The following is a 16,641-nucleotide window of genomic DNA, read 5'->3' on the forward strand; positions in this document are numbered from 1 at the left end:
GCCGCATGCACTCACCGATCACCGGCACGGCCGCTGGTGTGCCGTTCACCGCGCTACCGCCGTCGGGCGGCGGCGCCGCTCCGCTGATTGTCACCTGGCACATGCTGGATGCGCCGAGGTCGGATGCCGCGTTCGCCGCCGCGTTGCCGATGAACGACCTGCCCGCGTGGCGGGTGCACCTCGGCATGCCGATGTGCGGGGCACGCATGGTCGAGGGCAGGACCGACGCCATCGTGGAGCTGGCCGGCAAGGACCCCCTGATGTTGTATCTGTACCCGTTCGTCCGACAGGCGACCGAGGAGTTCCCCGCCGCGCTGGAATCGATCCGTGCACAGTTGCCGGTCGACGACGGCCCGATCGGCGTGCTCGGCGGCTCACTGGGCGGGGCCGTCGCGCTGCGAGTCCTTACCGATACCCAGATTCCGGTCTTCGCCGGCGCCGTCGTGAACGCCGCCATCCGGATGCGATCCGTCGTCGACCTGTTCCCTGGCGAGTACCCGTATGACGCCGAGACCGAGAAGATCGTCGATAGCCTGGACTGCATACCCAAGGCGGATGTCATCGCCGCGCGTGCGTCGTTACTGGTCGTCAGCGGCGAGCTGGATCATCCGGCGCTGCGTGCCGACGCGTTGCGCCTTGTGGACGCTGTGGGGGAAGGGGCCGAACTACTGTCGATCCCCGGGTTGGCGCACCCGCTCGCCGACGAGCCCGGCATCGAGCCTGCGTCGCAGTTGCCGATGGCTCGCGAGGTGGACGCGGGCCTGACCGTGTGGTTCCGACGCCACCTCGCGGATGCACCCTAGGGGATATCCTCAAAGTGGTTGTGGTTGGTGTGCTTTGATCAGCATTATCGCTGCGACGGCGAGGTGACGACACCCGCGACGCCGCACACGACACGGAATCCGTCGACGAATCCGGTGGCAAAGCCGCTGGCGTCGGGATCGGGGCCCACGTGGTGGGCGATGATGAGGCCGAGCACCGCAATTCCCATGGTGGTGCCGCTCTGGCGCGTGGTGAGAATGCGGCCGGAGGCCAAGCCAGACCGTTTGCGGGGCAGGGACATGATGCCGGCGATCTGGGTGGGCGCGATCGAGCCGCCCATGCCGAGTCCGAGGACGATGGTCGGCGCGATGAAGACGATTGCGGCGGCCAGGGGCAACAGGATCACGCCTGTGGCAAGCGCCGAAATCCTTGTGCGTCCCGGAGGTAGAGCGCGAGCAGGACAAAGACCGCGCTGGTACCGAATCCGAGTGCGAACGAGGCGATGTTGAGCGCATAGGTGAGTCCACCGAGGGGGATCAAGCCCAGCAATTGGCCCGCGTCGTCGAGGGCGGCGTGGTCGGGGCTCTCGGGGACGGTACGGATCACCAGCCACAGTGCGCCGACTCTCACGATAATGTTCGCGTCGGCAGGACGGAACGACGCCGTGCGCGGAGCAGGCCGACCCGGCCGATGAGCCTGTTCGGGAGCGCGGGAACCGGATGACCTCGAATCCCGTCTCTCGCAGCAGCGCGGGGATCTCGTCTGTGGGCTCGGCGTCATGGTGCGGACGAAAACGCATGACCTTACCGATCGCGCCGTGGTCACCTCCCATGATGTCGGCGATGTGGAAGCTGCCCCCGGGTGCGAGTACCCGGTAGACCTCCGCGATGGTCGCGGCTCGATCCTCGGGCTCGAGGTGGTGCAGCATCATGGATGACAGCACGTGGTCGAAGCGACCGTCCGCGTAGGGCAGGTTCTGCGCGTAGGCGAGTTCGAACCTGATGTTGTTCTCACCCCGTATTTTTCGTTCCGCACGGGTCAGTGCGAGAGGATCGGGATCGGATCCGACGAAATCGACGTGCGGATCGGCTCGATGGCCTCGGATCGCGAGGTTGCCGGTGCCGCAGCCGATTTCCAATCGGCCGCTCCTCGAAGGGACACGGTTTCTCCTTCGGCTCCATCGCCGGTTGACGTTGCGCGAGTCCATGATGCCGCCGATGCGGTTGGTGACGATCAAGCGTTCCGGGTCGTCGGACGACACCCTGATCGCTAGGGCATCGAGTTCTGTACGGCCGAGCCGGGGCGGCCGTAGGCCGCGACGCGCCATCCGACCTTGTGGTCTCCGGTGACCGCAACGGTCAGGAATCGAGAAGCGCTGGTCGCCAGGTCGTCACTAGCGTCATCGACACCGAGGCTCATCCGGTGTCCCACCGCGCACGGGCCGCACAAAACACACAGAGGAGATCTCGATGACCTGGAGCAAGCCGACCCGGCAGATCCACCGCTGGATCGCTGTCGTCTTCGTGGCGAGTATCGCCGTCACCGTCGTCGCGTTGGCGGCGGGAGGGCCGGAGTGGTTCTCCTACCTACCGCTGGCCCCGCTGGCCTTGCTTCTGTTCTCCGGGATCGCCCTGCTCGCGATCACCTATTCGACCGTGCGCCGCCGAAAGAGCGAGGGCGCCGAAGACCAACCCGTTTCGCTTCTCGGACAGGTGCACCGCTGGTCGGGGATCGTCTTCGTTCTCACGATCCTGGCCACCTTCATTGCCCTCGCCCCCGCCGACCCCATCGTCTGGGTCTCCTACCTGCCACTGATTCCCCTGGCTGTGCTCCTGATCACCGGCGTGTCCATGTTCGTGCAGCTGTACCGCGCGAGGCGACACGGCCTCGCACCTCGGTAAGACTGATCCAGGCGGAGCACACCAGCCGGACGCGGGGCACGAGCAAATCGGCGCCCGCGATCTCGCGGTCGTGTCCCAACCCTGTCCCGGCGAGCGGCCGTCTACGCGGTCGGCGTGAACGCCTCCACAGTCGGTCCGACCGCGTGCGGCGTCATCGCGCTCTCGGCGATCGGAACGGGCCACCACCCCGGCCGAACTCACACAGCCGAACCGGCGGCGTCGGGCGTGGATCGGCGAAGTGTGTCAGGTAGTGGTGGGCTCGGGGCCATGGGTCGTGGGCGAACTCGGCGCGGGTTCTGTGCCAGTGGCGGGCGCAGAGCTCGTCGAGATCCATGTGCAGCGGCCGCGGCCGATAGTCGGCGTGGGGCTCGGCTGCCCGCGACACCTCGATCAGTTCGGCTTCGAGTGTCCAACCGCAAGAATCGAACGCCCAGGTGCCGTCGGTCACGTACACGTGAGACGGGTCGGGCCGGTCCTCGGGCCACAGACCTACTGCGGTCCACCCCTCGGGATGGGCCTCGAGAAACGCGTACGCCAGGATGTGGCAGGCGCCGGCCGCGAAGAACCACTGATCGGCCCGATCCCACGCGAGCTGCTGATCGGCGCGTTCCAGTGGAGTCCGCCGGAAGACCGAGCATGGAACGTACACCCCGCCAGCGTATTACGTGGTACTGCTACGTTCCGCGCGAAAGCCCCCTGACGGCGAACCACTGCGGACTTCGCCGTGCTGAACGCATCGGCGGGCTATCGCCGTACATCGACGGTTGGATAAGCGGACGAGTCGGTGGTTGACCTTCGAGATTCACTGATGAAATCGCGTGGGAATCTATACATCGACCTATGAATGGATTCGTCGATGTCTATCCGGGTTTCCCGGAACAGTGCGGGAAATCCGCCACGATATCGACGAGCAGATCGCTGTCGTTGTCAGAGCCGTCGAACGTCGAGAGCCGTCTCCATCGCGGTGCGGTCATGGGCCTCGACGAAATATGCCCCGGCATCTGCGTTTTCGGCGACCGCTTCGATGAAGTCGGTTCCGCGATACAGCAATCCGGCGCCGTCATCGGTAGCGTACGCCGCTGGTATCACGCCAGCGCCGACGAGTTCGTGCAGCAAGGGGCGGCGCTGGGCTTCGGAGTCGTAATGCACGCCGTTGGCGTACGGCACGAAAGCCAGTCCGTTGGTGACCGGTTCCAGTCGAGGACCGAACGAATCGGTGGTTCCGCCCGCGTGCCAACAGATCGACCCGGCGGAGATTCCCGTCAACACCACACCGGCCTGCCACACCGTCCGCAGCGCGCGGTCGACCCCGTGCAAACGCCACATCGCCAGCAGGCCCGCGACGCTGCCACCGAACACCCACACCACGTCTTGTTCCAACAGGTGAGCGGTGATGTCTTCGACCGAGGGCATCGGGAACAACGACACGTGCGACGCCACGAATCCACGGCTCTGCGCCGCCTCGGTCAGGTAATGCAGCACAGCCTTGTCGTCACCCATCGCCGTTGCGAGCAGACATATCCGCGGCGCCCGACCCGAAACTCCCGACAGTTCCACGGCGAAGTCCGTCAAAGGGGTGAACGTGAATCGGGTGCGTTGTCCGGCACCAATTCCTCCGCTGGTGGCCAGAATGGTCGGTGCGTCGGCAGACATACATGCGAACGTAATACGCCCGTCTTGCCCGGGACAACCGAATACATCGGCGGTCAGCGGCGAAAGTCCTGGTCAGCGCCGAAGCGGCAGAGCTCGACGACATCATCGATCTCGCCGGCTTTGGGCCGGCTGACGCGACGGGGGGTTGGCTTGCGAATTGCCTCGAGATCTCGGTGCAGTTAGGACGTCAACTGTCCTATCTCCTCCGCATACTCGAATCATGAGCCAAACGGAATCGACTGCGGGACAGCTGGATCAGGCCGACATCACCGACTACAACGATCCGGACGCGCCGTGGAACCAGGCGTGGGACCAAGACGGCGGCATCGCCGATTGGAATGATGATGTGATCAAGGAGTTCCGGGAGAACTCGGGCAAGGTGGGTGGCGCTTACGCGGGCGGGGACCTCATCCTGCTCACCACCATCGGAGCCAAGAGCGGCAAGCGGCACACGACTCCGCTGGGCCCCCTGTACCGGGACGACACCATGTACGTGAGCTCGTTCATCGAGGACAAGTACCCCGCCTGGTGGTACAACATCAAGGCGAATCCGCAGGTCACCATCGAACTCCGCGACAAGACCTACCGGGCGACCGGTACGGTGCTCGAAGCCGAGGACTACCACGAGTTCGCGGCGTGGGTGCTGGCCGACAACCCGCTGCTGGCGGATTTCCAGTCCAAGGTCGACCGGCCGATTCCACTGGTCGTGCTGACCCTCGACAGCGAGGGCTGAACGCTACCGGGAACCTCCGGACACGGCCTGTCGACACCGACCACGCATCTGTTGTCGAATCCGACCGATGAAGAGGTCGAACTGATCGTGGAGCAGGAACTGCCTAAATCTGCCGTCGGCATCGGTGGCCACTACTCCGGCTTGGTTAGGCGCAGGTCACCTGTTCCGTCCGACCGGAAATTCCTCGCGACGCGATTGCGACATCACCAACCACCCTGTTGTCGCCAGCTTTCCGGGGATTTGGCCAGCGGATCTGGCGCCGACGGATAGGCCGGGGCGGGTTGCGGCACGCCGGACGGCGGGCCATAGACGGGAGCGGCCTGGCCGCTGTAGGGCTGCTGCGGATAGCCGGGCTGCGGCGTACCGAACTGCGGCGTACCGAAATGCGGGTTGTACGGTGGCGCGAATCCGGGCTGGGGTCGACCGGGCGGCGGATAGCCGGGGCGCGCAGACGACGGTCGGTAGGCCAACCATTTGGACGTCGCGGGCACCAGGGCCAGAACCATCGTCGCGATCGGGAAGATCACCGACACCAGTGCGCCTTCTCCGCCGAGTACGGGGCCGACCTCTTCGGGGCCGATAATGCGCACTATTCCGATCACGCCGACGATCCTCCACAGGATCGTCCCCGCGCAGCCCGCGACGACCAGCGCGCGGCCCGACGCCTTGCGATTGAACAACATGATCGCGCCGACGGCGAGAACGATCGCGGTGATGATGTGGCCGACCCCGACAGCCACGGCGACCACGGAGGGGAAGGTGTAGTAGCCGCGATAGCGGAGTAGGTCGAGCAGATCGATTCCCGCGAATTCCACACCGCCACGGGCGACGCCGATCACGAGAAGAACCACCGCGCCGCCGAGATTGCCCAGCACACCGAGACACGCCGACACGCCCGCGATGATCGCGGTGGCACCGCTGGGCGCCGGGGCCGAATTGCCACCGGGATACGGACCGTAGGTCCCCGGATACTGCTGATACGCCACTGTTCTCCCCCTCCGGCACCGCCCGTCCCGGCGCGCGTTCGGCTCAGAATAGAGCAGCCCACCGTCATCGGGCGGACCTGCCGGAGTGGAACCGCACCTCACAGAACCTGCCGTAGCCCGGGTCAGCACGGGTAGCCGCAGGTCGTTTGGATCGGCTCGAGGTCTGCTCGAGGTCCGCGCCTAGGTAAGCGGCCCAGAGTCGAGATATGTCGTCGCCCCTCGCTCCGATCTCCACTCCTCAGGGTGCCGCGCGAACGCGGCGCATGCTGGCGATGTTCCCCGGCCAGGGGGCGCAACGACCTGGTATGGCCGCGTGGCTGATCGAGCGCTACCCGGAGGCCGCGCGACTGTTCGCCTTGGCCGACGAAGTGCTGGACATGCCGCTGACCGAATTGTGCACCTTCGCGGATGCCGAGCAGCTCACTCCGACCGAGATCGCGCAACCCGCCGTGGCGGCGACTTCCCTCGCGGCCTACGAGGTTCTGCGCGCGGCCGGAGTCGAGCCGCAACTCGTGGCAGGACACAGTCTCGGTGAATTCCCGGCCCTGGTCGCGGCGGGGGTACTCCACCGTGTCGACGCGTTGCGGCTGGTCGGGGTGCGCGGCCGATTGATGGCCGACGTGGCCCGCCGGACGCCGGGGGCGATGGTTGCCGTATCCGGACTCGCAGTGCACCTGCTCGAAGACATCTGTGCCGACGTGAGTGGCGTCGTCGAGATCGCCAACCACAACGAGCCGCGCCAATCGGTGCTGTCGGGCGAACGGCGCGCGGTGCTCGACGCGGCGCGAGCGGCCAGGTTCGCGGGCGCCGACCGAACGGTCGAGTTGCGTGTCGGCGCGCCGTTCCATTGCTCGCTCATGGGCGAGATCGAAGACGAATTCGCCGCGGCTACAGCCGATGTGGTCTTCGCCGATCCGGTCCTGCCGCTGATCAGTTCCGTCACCGCGACCGTGGTCGAGGGTGGAGAACAGGCGCGCGAACTACTGCGTCGGCAACCGACCGGTCGGGTGCGCTGGGTGGATGTGCTCACCACCGCCGACGGGATGGGCGTCACCGACTACCTGGAGGTCGGCCCCGGCCGGGTGCTGAGCGGGCTCGTCGGCCGCACGGTGAGCGCCGCGACCGTTCGCAGCACCAATGACAGCCGTCGCATGACCGCCGTGACAAGGGCCTACCGCTGAAATCCGAATTCCGACAACCGATAAGGAGAGGTCACATGACCGGTACAGCCGAAGAGCTCACAGCTGTGGTCATCACGTCCATCGCTGACGCGATCGGACTGGAAGAAGACGAGATCCACAGAGAGTCCACTTTGATCGATGAGCTCGGCGCGGAATCGATCGACATGCTCGACGTCATGTTCCGCATCCACCGGGACACCGAGGTGGCGATCTCGGTCACCGATGTCGCCGATCTGCTCCAAGGCGGCATACCCGACGACGAGTTCGGGGACGAGAACGAGATCGTGACAGATGTGGGGCTGGCCCATCTCGAAAAGGTGCTGCCGCAGTTCGACCGCGATTCGCTGACCGGTCCGCTGCGCGGTGACCAGGTACTCGGCCTCGTGACCGTCGGCAATCTGATCGATCTGGTGCATCTGCTCGCGGCCCGGCAGCGCGAGGCCGAAAATGCGGCAGCGGGAGCACCCCGTTGAGTCGCGCCGGACGCATCGGGGGCGGCGTATGAGACGGGTTGTCATCACCGGTATGGGCGCGGTGACGCCACTGGGCGTCGACGCCCCGACCACCTGGGCGAATATGATCGCCGGCCGCAGTGGTATCAGTCGGTTGAGGACCTTCGACTGCACCACCTTCCCGGTACAGATCGCCGGTCAGGTACCCGACCACTTCGATCCGGCCGTCGCGGTGTCCCCGCGTGCCGACCGGCGGTGGGTCAATCGTCCGGGCCTTTTCGGGCTGGCGGCGGTGACCGAGGCATTGCGTGACGCCGGATTGGACGGCGAGATCCCCTACGAATCGGACCGGCGCGGGGTCGCGATGGGTGCCAGCGCGGGCCGACCGAGCGTCGACCTGCTGCTGCGTATCGCGGGTGCCCGGACTCGATCGGGAACCGGAGACGCCTTCGTCACCCAGGCGCCGAGCCAGGTGATGACCGGTAACCAGAACGTCCCACTCAACGCGATGGCGCGTCTGCTCGGGGCCCACGGTCCGATGGTCGGAATCCACACCGCGTGTGCGGGTTCCGGACACGCGATCGGCGAGGCGTTTCGGCTGGTGCAGGAGGGGGACGCCGATCTGATGGTGGCGGGCGGCTACGACTCGCTGACCGCATGGGCGGACATCATCGGTTTCGGGGTGCTCGGTGCGCTGACCGACAGGTACAACGACAGGCCGCAGGCAGGTTCGCGTCCGTTCGACGCACACCGGTCGGGATTCGTACTCGGTGAGGGGGCGGGGGCCTTCGTGCTGGAGGACCTGGAATCGGCGCGCGCTCGCGGCGCGCGCCCGCACGGGGAGATCCTGGGATTCTCCTCCACCCTGAACGCCTGGCGGATCACCGATTCGCCACCCGACGGTGCGGGCGCCACCGAGGCGATGGAGGCGGCCATCGCCGAATCCGGTCTGGGCACAACGGATATCGACTACATCGTGGCCCACGGGACCGGGACGCCCGGCAACGACCTCTCCGAAACCCGGGCCATCAAGAAGGTTTTCGGCGATCATGCCTACCGGCTGGTGGTCAGTTCGCCCAAGTCCATGGCGGGCCATCTCACCGCGGCCTCGGCGGCGTTGAACGTGATCGCCGGACTCGGTGCGATTCGCGAGTCGATCGTGCCGCCGACGACCAATCTCGACACTCCGGACCGTGCGCTGGATCTGGATTATGTCCCCCACATCGCCCGTGCGATGCCGGTGCGGGCGGTCGTGGTCAACGCCCTGGCCTTCGGTGGTTCGAACACAAGTCTCGTCATCGGAAGGGCCGCTTCATGAGGCGTGTGATGATCACCGGAATAGGGTTCGTGACGGCCTTCGGCGAAAGTGTCACCGCGACCTGGGACGCGCTGACAGCCGGTCGGAGCGCCGTCGGCCCGTTGCGCGCATACGACACCGGGCCGTTGCGTACCCGGATCGGTGCGGAAGCAACCGATTTCGACCCGGCGCGATTCATGTCGGCACGCACGATGCGGATGTCGACTCGCGGTGACCGATTCGGAATCGCCGCGGCACGGCTCGCCCTCGGCGACGCGGGGCTGGACAAGGACGCACTCGGCATCCGGACCGGACTGTATCTGGGCGGCAACAAAGACGTCTGCGATCTCGATCCGCTGATCGCAGGCATCGTCGGGATCCGGGATGTGGACGGGGAATCGAGTATCCGGATGATAGGGGAGCTCGCGCCGTCGGTGATCCCGCCGCTGATCTATGTGGAGGGGTTGCAGAGCGCCGTGTGCTTCCACGTGTCGTTGATGTTCGGCATACGAGGTCTCAACGCCTATTACGCGGGGGCCGCCGACGCGGGAGCCACTGCGATAGGCCGGGCCATGCGCACGGTGCGCCGCGGCGAGGCCGATATCGCGGTGGCAGGCGGCTGCGACGATGCCACCACGTGGTGGGCCATGTCGAAGATGGACGGCCTCGGACTGCTGACGACACAGAACGAACTCGTGCAGCGGGCATGTCGTCCCTTCGACCACGGTCACAGCGGCGCGGTGCTCGGCGACGGCGGTGTCGTCCTCGTGCTGGAAGAACGCGAGCACGCCCTCGCACGTGGCGCCCGTTGCTACGCCGAGGTGACCGGTTTCGGCATGGGCAACGAATCGGTACGGGCACCGGGCAGTACCGCCGACGGCCGCGGCCTGGTCCGGGCGATCGATCGAGCGCGCACCGACGCGCAGGCGGTCGATGGCATCGGGATCGTCGATCAGGTTGTCGCGCACGGATCGGGGACGCCGCTCGGCGACATCTCCGAAATGCGCGCACTGCGAACCGCTCTCGGAGCCGATGTCGACCGCGCGCAGATCACGAGTCCGAAACCGCAGACCGGTCATCTCCTCGGCGCCGCGGGCGCGTTGAACGTCGCCGTGGCCGCGCTGTCGCTCTACAGCGGCGTCATCGCACCGACGTCGAACTTCGAGAAACCCGCTGTCGATTGCGATCTCGATGTCGTGGCGGGCGAGGCCAGGGAGTCCGCGCCCGGCAACGCTCTGGCGTTGGCGCGCGGGCTGGAGGGTCAGGCCGTCGCGATCGGATTGACCACAGCGAGTTGAAAGGACAGACATCAATGCCGACCATCTCATCCGATATCCGTCATGTCTCGGTGCTGGCCACCGGGGCGTACCTGCCGGGGGATCCGATCGACAACGCCGCGCTGACCACGCTGTGCGGTGCGCTACCGCCCGATGTCCTCGACGAGATTCAGGTACGGACCAGACACTGGATCATCGACCCGGCGACCGGTGAACATCGGACCGGCACCGCGGATATGGCGGTCGCGGCGGCCCGGCAGGCGCTGGGACGTGCCCGTGTCGACCCGGCCGAAGTCGATCTGCTCGTCATGTCGACCGCCAGTCCCGAGTTCCCACTACCCGCGGCAGTGACCTATGTGCAGGAGAAACTCGGGCTGGAACAGTGCGCTGCCATCGAATTCCGCGCGGGCTGTGTCGGGGCGGTGCAGGGGCTGGACTACGCGCGGCGGCTACTGGCCGACGGCAGCTACCGGACCGCCGTCGTGATCGGCGCCGAATCCATCTCCCCGCTTTTCGCTCCGATGTTCCTCGGCCAGGATCCGGCGAAACTGCGGATGCGTGACCTGCTCACGATCTATACCTTCGGCGACGGCGCCGGCGCCCAGGTGCTGCGTGCGGGAGAGCCGGGAAGTGCGGGCGCCGCAGAGGAATTCACGTTCGCAACCCGGTGTATGGGCGGTGCTCGCAAACCTGGTATGCAGATCATCGGCGGCGGCACGGACGCACCGGCCGCGGTCCAGGTGCGCCGCAAGCGGCTCGTCGAGATGAAACTCGATGTGTCGGGCACCCAGAAGTTCGGGCCGCGTGTCTTCGCGGAGGCCATGGCGGACATGTTCGCCCGCTCGGGTTCGGCCGTGGCCGATTTCGACGCCTACGTGGTGCCCGAGGGCAACGCGGAGTACTTCGCCAAGGAGTTCGCCGCCGCCGGAGTCTCGGACGCCGACCGCGCGACCCTGGGCAAACGGATGGTCGAAAACCTGGCCGATGTCGGCGCGACCGGGTCCGCGGCGGTTCCGCTGGCCCTGGACGCGGGCTGGGTCAGCGGGCGCGTGCAACCGGGTGACACCGTCATGCTGCTCGCGATCGAGGCCAGCCGATATCTGTACGCGGGTCTCACCATGACCTGGGAAGCCCCGACGCCCGATGGAGCAACCGGTGTCGCCTGAGCACAACCTCGAGATCGTGCGGTCGGTCTACGACGGTTTCGTCAACAGGGGCGACACCACGGTCTGCGATGTGCATTATCGAACCGACGTGGTGGATCACCAGGGCCTGCCGGGTGCGCCGGGGGGCATCGACGGAGTCAAGTACACCATCGCCGGACTGCGCGCCGCCTTCCCCGATCTACACGTGAGCATCGACGCGTCCAGCGCCGACGGCGACTATGTCGTCATCCACTGCACGTGGCGCGGAACATTTCTGGGCACCCTGCTCGGTGTGGCACCGACCGGCGCTCCGGTCGAATTCCGCGGGGTGGTGGTGTGGCGGCTCGAGGCAGGACAAATGGCCGAGCGCTGGGCGATCGGGGTCGACAACGGGATGATGGAAGCACTCGGCCTCGGCTTTTTCGGCAAGCGGCGGAGACAGCGATCATGAGTGGACGGCCGACCGTACTCATCGCCGGGGGTGGAATCGGCGGGCTGGCCGCCGCACTCGCCTTGCAGCGAGTGGGGATCGCCACCAGGATCTTCGAGCGCGCCGAAGCCCTGCGCGACGGTGGGGCGGGACTGCACATCTGGACCAACGGAACCCTGGCGCTGGATTACCTCGGCGTGCTCGGACCGGTGCTCGATATCGCCCCCGTGCAGCGAGTCTGCCACTTCGGCACCTGGCGCGGTGAGCTGTTCGGCCGGTGGCCGGTGGCCGATTTCATCGACCGTTACGGGACGCCGACGGTAGCGATCCAGAGATCGGCTCTGCACGCGATCCTTATGAGCGCGTTGGCACAGCGGGAACCGGCGCCGCGGGTCAGGACGGGCGCGGAGGTCGTCGCGGTACAGAGCGACCACACCGGCGTGACAGTCGAGTTGTCGGACGGGAGTGTGGAACGCGGCGATCTGCTGATCGGTGCGGACGGCGTACACAGTACGGTGCGCTCGGCACTGTTCGGCCCGTCGCCCGCGCGCTACAACGGGCATATCGCATGGCGCGGTGTCGCCGAACTGCGGCACGATCTCATCCCGCCGGGCAGCTTCTACGGGTTGTTCGGGCCAGGAACGCGTTTCGCCTTCTACGACGTCGCGCCGGGCAAGGTGCACTGGATGAGCGTGGCCAACGGTCCCTCGGGCGGACGTGACGACGCCGGGGTGCGACGGTTGCTGGCCGAGCGCCACCGGGGCTGGATGCCACCAGTCGAGGACATCCTGGCAGCCACCCCGGAGAGCGCGATCATCCGCAACGATGTCTTCGACCGGAAACCGACCGGGCGCTGGGGCCGCGGACGGGTGACCCTGCTCGGCGACGCGGCCCACCCGATCACCTTCGACATCGGACAGGGAGCGTGCCAGGCGTTGGAGGACGCGCTCGTGCTCGCCGGTCATCTCGGCGACGCGGACGATCCGGTCGCGGCGCTGCGGTCGTACGAATCCGAACGCCGTAGGCGTACCTCGCCGATGCAGCGAACGGCATATCTGATCGGGCAGGCGGGTGCCTTCGAACATCCGCTGCTGGTCCGCACCCGTGAAGCGGTACAACGAGTGGTCTGGCCGATGATCGCGTTCCGGATCGCCGAACGAAACCATATTTCCTACGGTCGACGCTGGCGTGTGCCGGGGGCGGCCGCCGACAGCGAGGCGAGACCATGACGGGCAACAGCACCGACGAATACTTCTTCGCCCAGTTCGCCGACACCTGGTGGTCCCAGGATTCGCAGATGAGCGGACTGGCTTCCTTCCAGCGACCGCGCTTCGCCTATTTCGATACCCATATCGCCGAATGGGCGGGCAAACGGGTGCTCGATGTCGGGTGCGGCGGCGGATTCACCACCGAATTCCTCTCCGCCCGTGGCGCATCGGTAACCGGGGTCGATCCGTCGACGAGTCTGATCGACGTGGCTCGACGTCATGCCGAGCAGACCGGGAAGCATATCGAATACAGCGTGGGGACCGCGGAGGCCCTGCCGTTCCCCGACGCGGCCTTCGACATCGTCACCTGCGTAGACGTGCTCGAGCATGTGGCTGACCCGGCCCGGTCCATCAGCGAGATCGCGCGGGTTCTCACGCCGGGCGGGGTGTTCTGCTTCGACACGATCAACCGGACCGTGCGTTCACGCATCGTGATGATCTGGATTCCGGAGTACCTCCTCGCGGTAGGTACCAAGGGTGTACATCTGTGGAAAGACTTCATCACGCCCAGCGAACTGCGCGGTTATCTCGCGGACGCAGGTCTGGTCGGCGACGGTCGCCTACGCGGTCTGACCATTCTCGGAAAGCGTCGCGGCAAACTCGTGATCAAGGAAACCGGTGATCTGTCGTGCACGTATATCGGAGTCGCCCGGAAACCGCACCGCCGAAAAGAAGACAGGACACATGGTTGAATCATTGATTTCTATTTCCGAGGTATCCGATACCGCGATCTGGATGGCTGCCTATCGTGCCGAGGAATCGTTGCGGCCGGATGCTCTCTTCACCGATCCCATCGCCGAGAAATTGGCCGGAGAGTTACGTGCGGCGGTTTTGTCCTCCAAAGTGGCTGTGCCGGGCAGTCGCGATGGATGGCCGCCCGTGGTGCGGACCGCGTTGATCGACAGCCTGATCACGAGATCCCTGACCGAGGGCTGTGACCGTGTGCTGAACCTCGCGGCCGGCTGGGATACCCGGCCCTATCGACTCGATCTGCCGCCCGCTCTGTCCTGGTTCGAGGTCGATCTGCCGAAGATCATCGATGCCAAGAACCGGGTGCTCGCCGACGAGGTGCCACGCTGTCGCGTGACGAGGGGGTCGGTCGACCTGACCGACCCCGCGGCGTCCGCTGCTGTCGTCACGGCCATGGCCGATGGTGCGCGACAACCGCTGGTCATCACCGAGGGTTTGCTCCAATACCTCGAGCCCGCCGAGGTCCGGGCCCTGTCGGAAATTCTGCTCGCGGCCGGGATCCGCTGGTGGATCACCGACCTGTGGACCCCGTCGATGCTGCGATTGGTGAACCGAACCATGGGAAGACATCTCGGACAGGCCCGGTGGGCGTTCGGACCCGCGCGAGGGGTGGACTTCTTCCAGGGCTGGACTCGGGTCGACGGCGAGTCGATCTTCTCGGCCGCGGCACGGTGGCGTCGCTCGCCGGTATGGCTGCGGTCGGCCGCCGTGCTGCCCGGCGCACTGCTGCGTTCCGGTGTCGTGCGGCTGCGTGTAGCGGAATGACGACGACCGGGAGCGTAATTCGGGTTACGGGTATGTGAAGCCTCGCATATAAGGTATTTGCCGCCGGTATTGGCGCGTGCTACGCTCCCCGAACTATATGAACAGTGGTGTTCACTGGTCGATTTATATTATCGGTAGGGGACATGGTCGAATTCAGACTCTTGGGGTTCGTGGAGCTGGTTGTCGACGGCCGGACCATAGATCTGGGGCCTTCCAAACAACGCGGAATTATGGCAGTCCTCCTCGCCGAACCCGACCGTCCGATTTCCACCGATATTCTGGTCGATCGCGTGTGGGACGATCCCCCGGAAACCGTCCGGCATTCGGTATACACATACGTGGCTCGGTTGCGCCGGATTCTGCGCGCGGCCACCGGGCATACCGAGACGCCGGTACAGATTCGGCGAACCTTCGGCGGATACCGGCTGGAGGTGAGCCCGGACCGCATCGATCTGACCGAATTCCGCCGCCTCCTGGCTTCGGCACGAGCCATGGACGCCGACCATCCCGATCGACCCGCGACCCTGGCGCGAGCCCTCGATCTGTGGCGCGGTGAGCCATGTGCCGGACTCGACAGCGACTGGGCCAGGAATTTCCGGGAAAGCCTGCGGCAACTACGGCACGAGGTGGTGATCGAACGGGCCGACACCGGGCTGCGATCGGGTGAACTGAAAGCGGTTTCGGCCGATCTACGTAAAGCGCTGATGGACAGTCCTTTTGCCGAGGATCTGCACGAACGCCTGCTGACGGCCTACTATCTCGACAACCGAAGTGCGGAAGCGCTCTCGCACTACGACAGGATGCGCCGAGCGTTCGTCGCCGAACTCGGTGTGGATCCCGGTCCTCGGTTACGCGAGCTACATCTGCGGCTGCTCGGCCGACAGAAGCCCGGCATCCCCCGTCTCGTCTCGATCTCGACTTCGGTGGCCGCCGAGGTCGCTCGGCTACCCGATGCGATGACCTTCCGTGGTCGCGACGGCGAAATCGCCTCTATCAGGCAAGCATTCACCGAGGACACCGGTCACGGAGTCCGTCCCGTGCTGGTCACCGGCGGACCCGGAATCGGCAAATCCGCCCTGGCAGCACATGTAGCGACCCTGCTCCGCGATCGTTTCCCCGATGGCCTGCTGCGCGTGGATCTCGGCGGTCGGACCTCCGAACCCGCCGGCCCCACAGCGATACTCGCGCGCCTACTCCGCGGAATCGGCCTTTCCGATGCTGAGATCCCGGCCGATCCCCACGCCCGAGCCGCTCGATATCGGGCGTTGCTGGCCGAGCGTCGCATATTGGTGCTGCTCGACGACGCCGCCGGTGCCGAGCAGATCGCACCGTTGCTCACGGTCGGGCCCCGCAGTTCGGCGCTGATCACCAGTCGCGTGTCCCTCGGCCTCAATCGGATTCACACCGTGGTGCTGCGCGAACTCACGATGGCGGAGAGCATCGAAATATTGGAAGCCGATGTCGGGGCCGAGCGGATACGCGCCGAGGAATGGGCAGCGAGTGCCCTCGCCCGCTGTTGTTCTGGCATTCCGCTCGCGTTGCGGGCGGTCGGCGCGAGATTGGCCGCCCGCCCCCACTGGACCGTCGCGGGTCAACTCGGCAGGATGTCGGACGAGCAGCAGCGACTGAACGAATTCAGTTACGGCACTTTCGATATCCGCCGCAGCATGGCCCCCACGGTCGATCGACTGGGTCCGCGCGCCGCCGCCGTGTTCCGATACCTCGGCACCACCCTCGGCCCTCGCGAACTCTTCACGACCGCCACCCTGCCGGGCAATTCCGGCCCGTCGGGGATGGACGCCCTCGATGAACTGGTCGACGCTCACCTGCTGTCGGTCGTAGAGCAGACCGACGGCACCCGCGCCCAGTACCGCATGCTCGAGATCCACCGGCTGTACGCGAAGCAACTCGCGCGTGCCGCTGCCGCCGAACCCCTTCTTGCCTGACCTGTGCGTCTCGGCTTCGACAGCACTTGAACGCCGCGTCCGGGTTTCCCCTGTTCCGGAGACCATGTGGTCGTGTCTGCTAACGTCGATACATA

General features: G+C 66.2%; 19 protein-coding genes and 1 pseudogene. 13 read left to right on the plus strand and 7 right to left on the minus strand.

Features of this window, described 5'->3' with window-relative positions; genetic code table 11:
• Positions 1-38: 38 nt before the first annotated feature.
• A complete protein-coding gene (locus JZ792_RS00290; RefSeq protein WP_308165078.1) occupies positions 39-803 on the plus strand; it encodes an alpha/beta hydrolase family protein in 765 nt (254 codons plus the stop codon).
• A gap of 44 nt (positions 804-847) precedes the next feature.
• Here JZ792_RS00290 and JZ792_RS41680 read toward each other — a convergent pair whose 3' ends face one another.
• From JZ792_RS41680 to JZ792_RS00300, 4 genes and pseudogenes are all read right to left on the minus strand, one after another.
• The gene (locus JZ792_RS41680) at positions 848-1,168 is read right to left on the minus strand and encodes an MFS transporter (protein WP_254189169.1); all 321 of its coding nucleotides are present in this window, start codon (positions 1,166-1,168) and stop codon (positions 848-850) included.
• Positions 1,165-1,392: a hypothetical protein gene (locus JZ792_RS41685; protein WP_254189170.1), complete on the minus strand. Its 228-nt coding sequence runs from the start codon at positions 1,390-1,392 to the stop codon at positions 1,165-1,167. Before JZ792_RS41685 ends, JZ792_RS41680 begins: the two co-directional genes overlap by 4 nt.
• A 148-nt stretch (positions 1,393-1,540) precedes the next feature.
• Positions 1,541-2,089: pseudogene (locus JZ792_RS41690) on the minus strand (class I SAM-dependent methyltransferase); the annotation flags it as partial.
• Positions 2,032-2,181 carry a hypothetical protein gene (locus JZ792_RS00300; protein WP_216906209.1) on the minus strand — a complete coding sequence of 50 codons (150 nt, stop codon included), beginning with the start codon at positions 2,179-2,181 and terminating at the stop codon, positions 2,032-2,034. The pseudogene JZ792_RS41690 and the gene JZ792_RS00300, both read right to left, overlap by 58 nt.
• 50 nt (positions 2,182-2,231) lie before the next feature.
• Here JZ792_RS00300 and JZ792_RS00305 point away from each other — a divergent pair, with 50 nt between their 5' ends.
• Complete coding sequence (locus JZ792_RS00305; RefSeq protein ID WP_216905476.1) at positions 2,232-2,663, plus strand: hypothetical protein; 432 nt, start codon at positions 2,232-2,234, stop codon at positions 2,661-2,663.
• A 151-nt stretch (positions 2,664-2,814) separates the two neighbouring features.
• On the opposite strand, the gene JZ792_RS00310 is transcribed toward JZ792_RS00305, so the two are convergent.
• The gene (locus tag JZ792_RS00310) at positions 2,815-3,312 is read right to left on the minus strand and encodes a hypothetical protein (protein ID WP_216905478.1); all 498 of its coding nucleotides are present in this window, start codon (positions 3,310-3,312) and stop codon (positions 2,815-2,817) included.
• Between the two features lie 278 nt (positions 3,313-3,590).
• Complete coding sequence (locus tag JZ792_RS00315; protein ID WP_216905480.1) at positions 3,591-4,316, minus strand: Type 1 glutamine amidotransferase-like domain-containing protein; 726 nt, start codon at positions 4,314-4,316, stop codon at positions 3,591-3,593.
• A 220-nt stretch (positions 4,317-4,536) separates the two neighbouring features.
• Between JZ792_RS00315 and JZ792_RS00320 the strand changes: the two genes are divergently transcribed.
• Positions 4,537-5,049, plus strand: a complete 513-nt coding sequence (locus JZ792_RS00320; RefSeq protein ID WP_216905482.1) for a nitroreductase/quinone reductase family protein — start codon at positions 4,537-4,539, stop codon at positions 5,047-5,049.
• 203 nt (positions 5,050-5,252) lie between these two features.
• On the opposite strand, the gene JZ792_RS00325 is transcribed toward JZ792_RS00320, so the two are convergent.
• Positions 5,253-6,035, minus strand: a complete 783-nt coding sequence (locus JZ792_RS00325; RefSeq protein WP_216905484.1) for a hypothetical protein — start codon at positions 6,033-6,035, stop codon at positions 5,253-5,255.
• 206 nt (positions 6,036-6,241) lie between these two features.
• Between JZ792_RS00325 and JZ792_RS00330 the strand changes: the two genes are divergently transcribed.
• The 10 genes from JZ792_RS00330 (at position 6,242) to JZ792_RS00375 (ending at position 16,546) form a co-directional block, all read left to right on the plus strand.
• Complete coding sequence (locus JZ792_RS00330; protein ID WP_216905486.1) at positions 6,242-7,216, plus strand: ACP S-malonyltransferase; 975 nt, start codon at positions 6,242-6,244, stop codon at positions 7,214-7,216.
• A 35-nt stretch (positions 7,217-7,251) separates the two neighbouring features.
• Positions 7,252-7,689 (plus strand): acyl carrier protein, encoded by a 438-nt coding sequence (locus JZ792_RS00335; protein WP_216905488.1) that lies wholly within the window; start codon positions 7,252-7,254, stop codon positions 7,687-7,689.
• A gap of 28 nt (positions 7,690-7,717) precedes the next feature.
• Positions 7,718-8,986, plus strand: a complete 1,269-nt coding sequence (locus tag JZ792_RS00340; RefSeq protein WP_216905490.1) for a beta-ketoacyl-[acyl-carrier-protein] synthase family protein — start codon at positions 7,718-7,720, stop codon at positions 8,984-8,986.
• A complete protein-coding gene (locus JZ792_RS00345; RefSeq protein ID WP_254189068.1) occupies positions 8,983-10,263 on the plus strand; it encodes a beta-ketoacyl-[acyl-carrier-protein] synthase family protein in 1,281 nt (426 codons plus the stop codon). The genes JZ792_RS00340 and JZ792_RS00345 overlap by 4 nt, the downstream gene beginning before the upstream one ends.
• 14 nt (positions 10,264-10,277) lie before the next feature.
• Entirely contained in the window at positions 10,278-11,408 is a 1,131-nt protein-coding gene (locus JZ792_RS00350) for a 3-oxoacyl-ACP synthase III family protein (protein ID WP_216905492.1), read from the plus strand.
• On the plus strand, positions 11,398-11,838 hold the full coding sequence (locus JZ792_RS00355) for an ester cyclase (protein ID WP_216905494.1): 441 nt from the start codon (positions 11,398-11,400) through the stop codon (positions 11,836-11,838). The genes JZ792_RS00350 and JZ792_RS00355 overlap by 11 nt, the downstream gene beginning before the upstream one ends.
• Positions 11,835-13,046 (plus strand): FAD-dependent monooxygenase, encoded by a 1,212-nt coding sequence (locus JZ792_RS00360; protein ID WP_216905495.1) that lies wholly within the window; start codon positions 11,835-11,837, stop codon positions 13,044-13,046. Before JZ792_RS00355 ends, JZ792_RS00360 begins: the two co-directional genes overlap by 4 nt.
• On the plus strand, positions 13,043-13,777 hold the full coding sequence (gene ubiG / locus JZ792_RS00365) for a bifunctional 2-polyprenyl-6-hydroxyphenol methylase/3-demethylubiquinol 3-O-methyltransferase UbiG (RefSeq protein ID WP_216905497.1): 735 nt from the start codon (positions 13,043-13,045) through the stop codon (positions 13,775-13,777). Before JZ792_RS00360 ends, ubiG begins: the two co-directional genes overlap by 4 nt.
• Complete coding sequence (locus JZ792_RS00370) at positions 13,770-14,600, plus strand: class I SAM-dependent methyltransferase (RefSeq protein ID WP_256461319.1); 831 nt, start codon at positions 13,770-13,772, stop codon at positions 14,598-14,600. The genes ubiG and JZ792_RS00370 overlap by 8 nt, the downstream gene beginning before the upstream one ends.
• A gap of 104 nt (positions 14,601-14,704) precedes the next feature.
• The gene (locus JZ792_RS00375) at positions 14,705-16,546 is read left to right on the plus strand and encodes an AfsR/SARP family transcriptional regulator (RefSeq protein ID WP_216905501.1); all 1,842 of its coding nucleotides are present in this window, start codon (positions 14,705-14,707) and stop codon (positions 16,544-16,546) included.
• Positions 16,547-16,641: the final 95 nt, after the last annotated feature.

Source organism: Nocardia noduli (assembly GCF_019038455.1).
Lineage (GTDB): Bacteria > Actinomycetota > Actinomycetes > Mycobacteriales > Mycobacteriaceae > Nocardia > Nocardia noduli.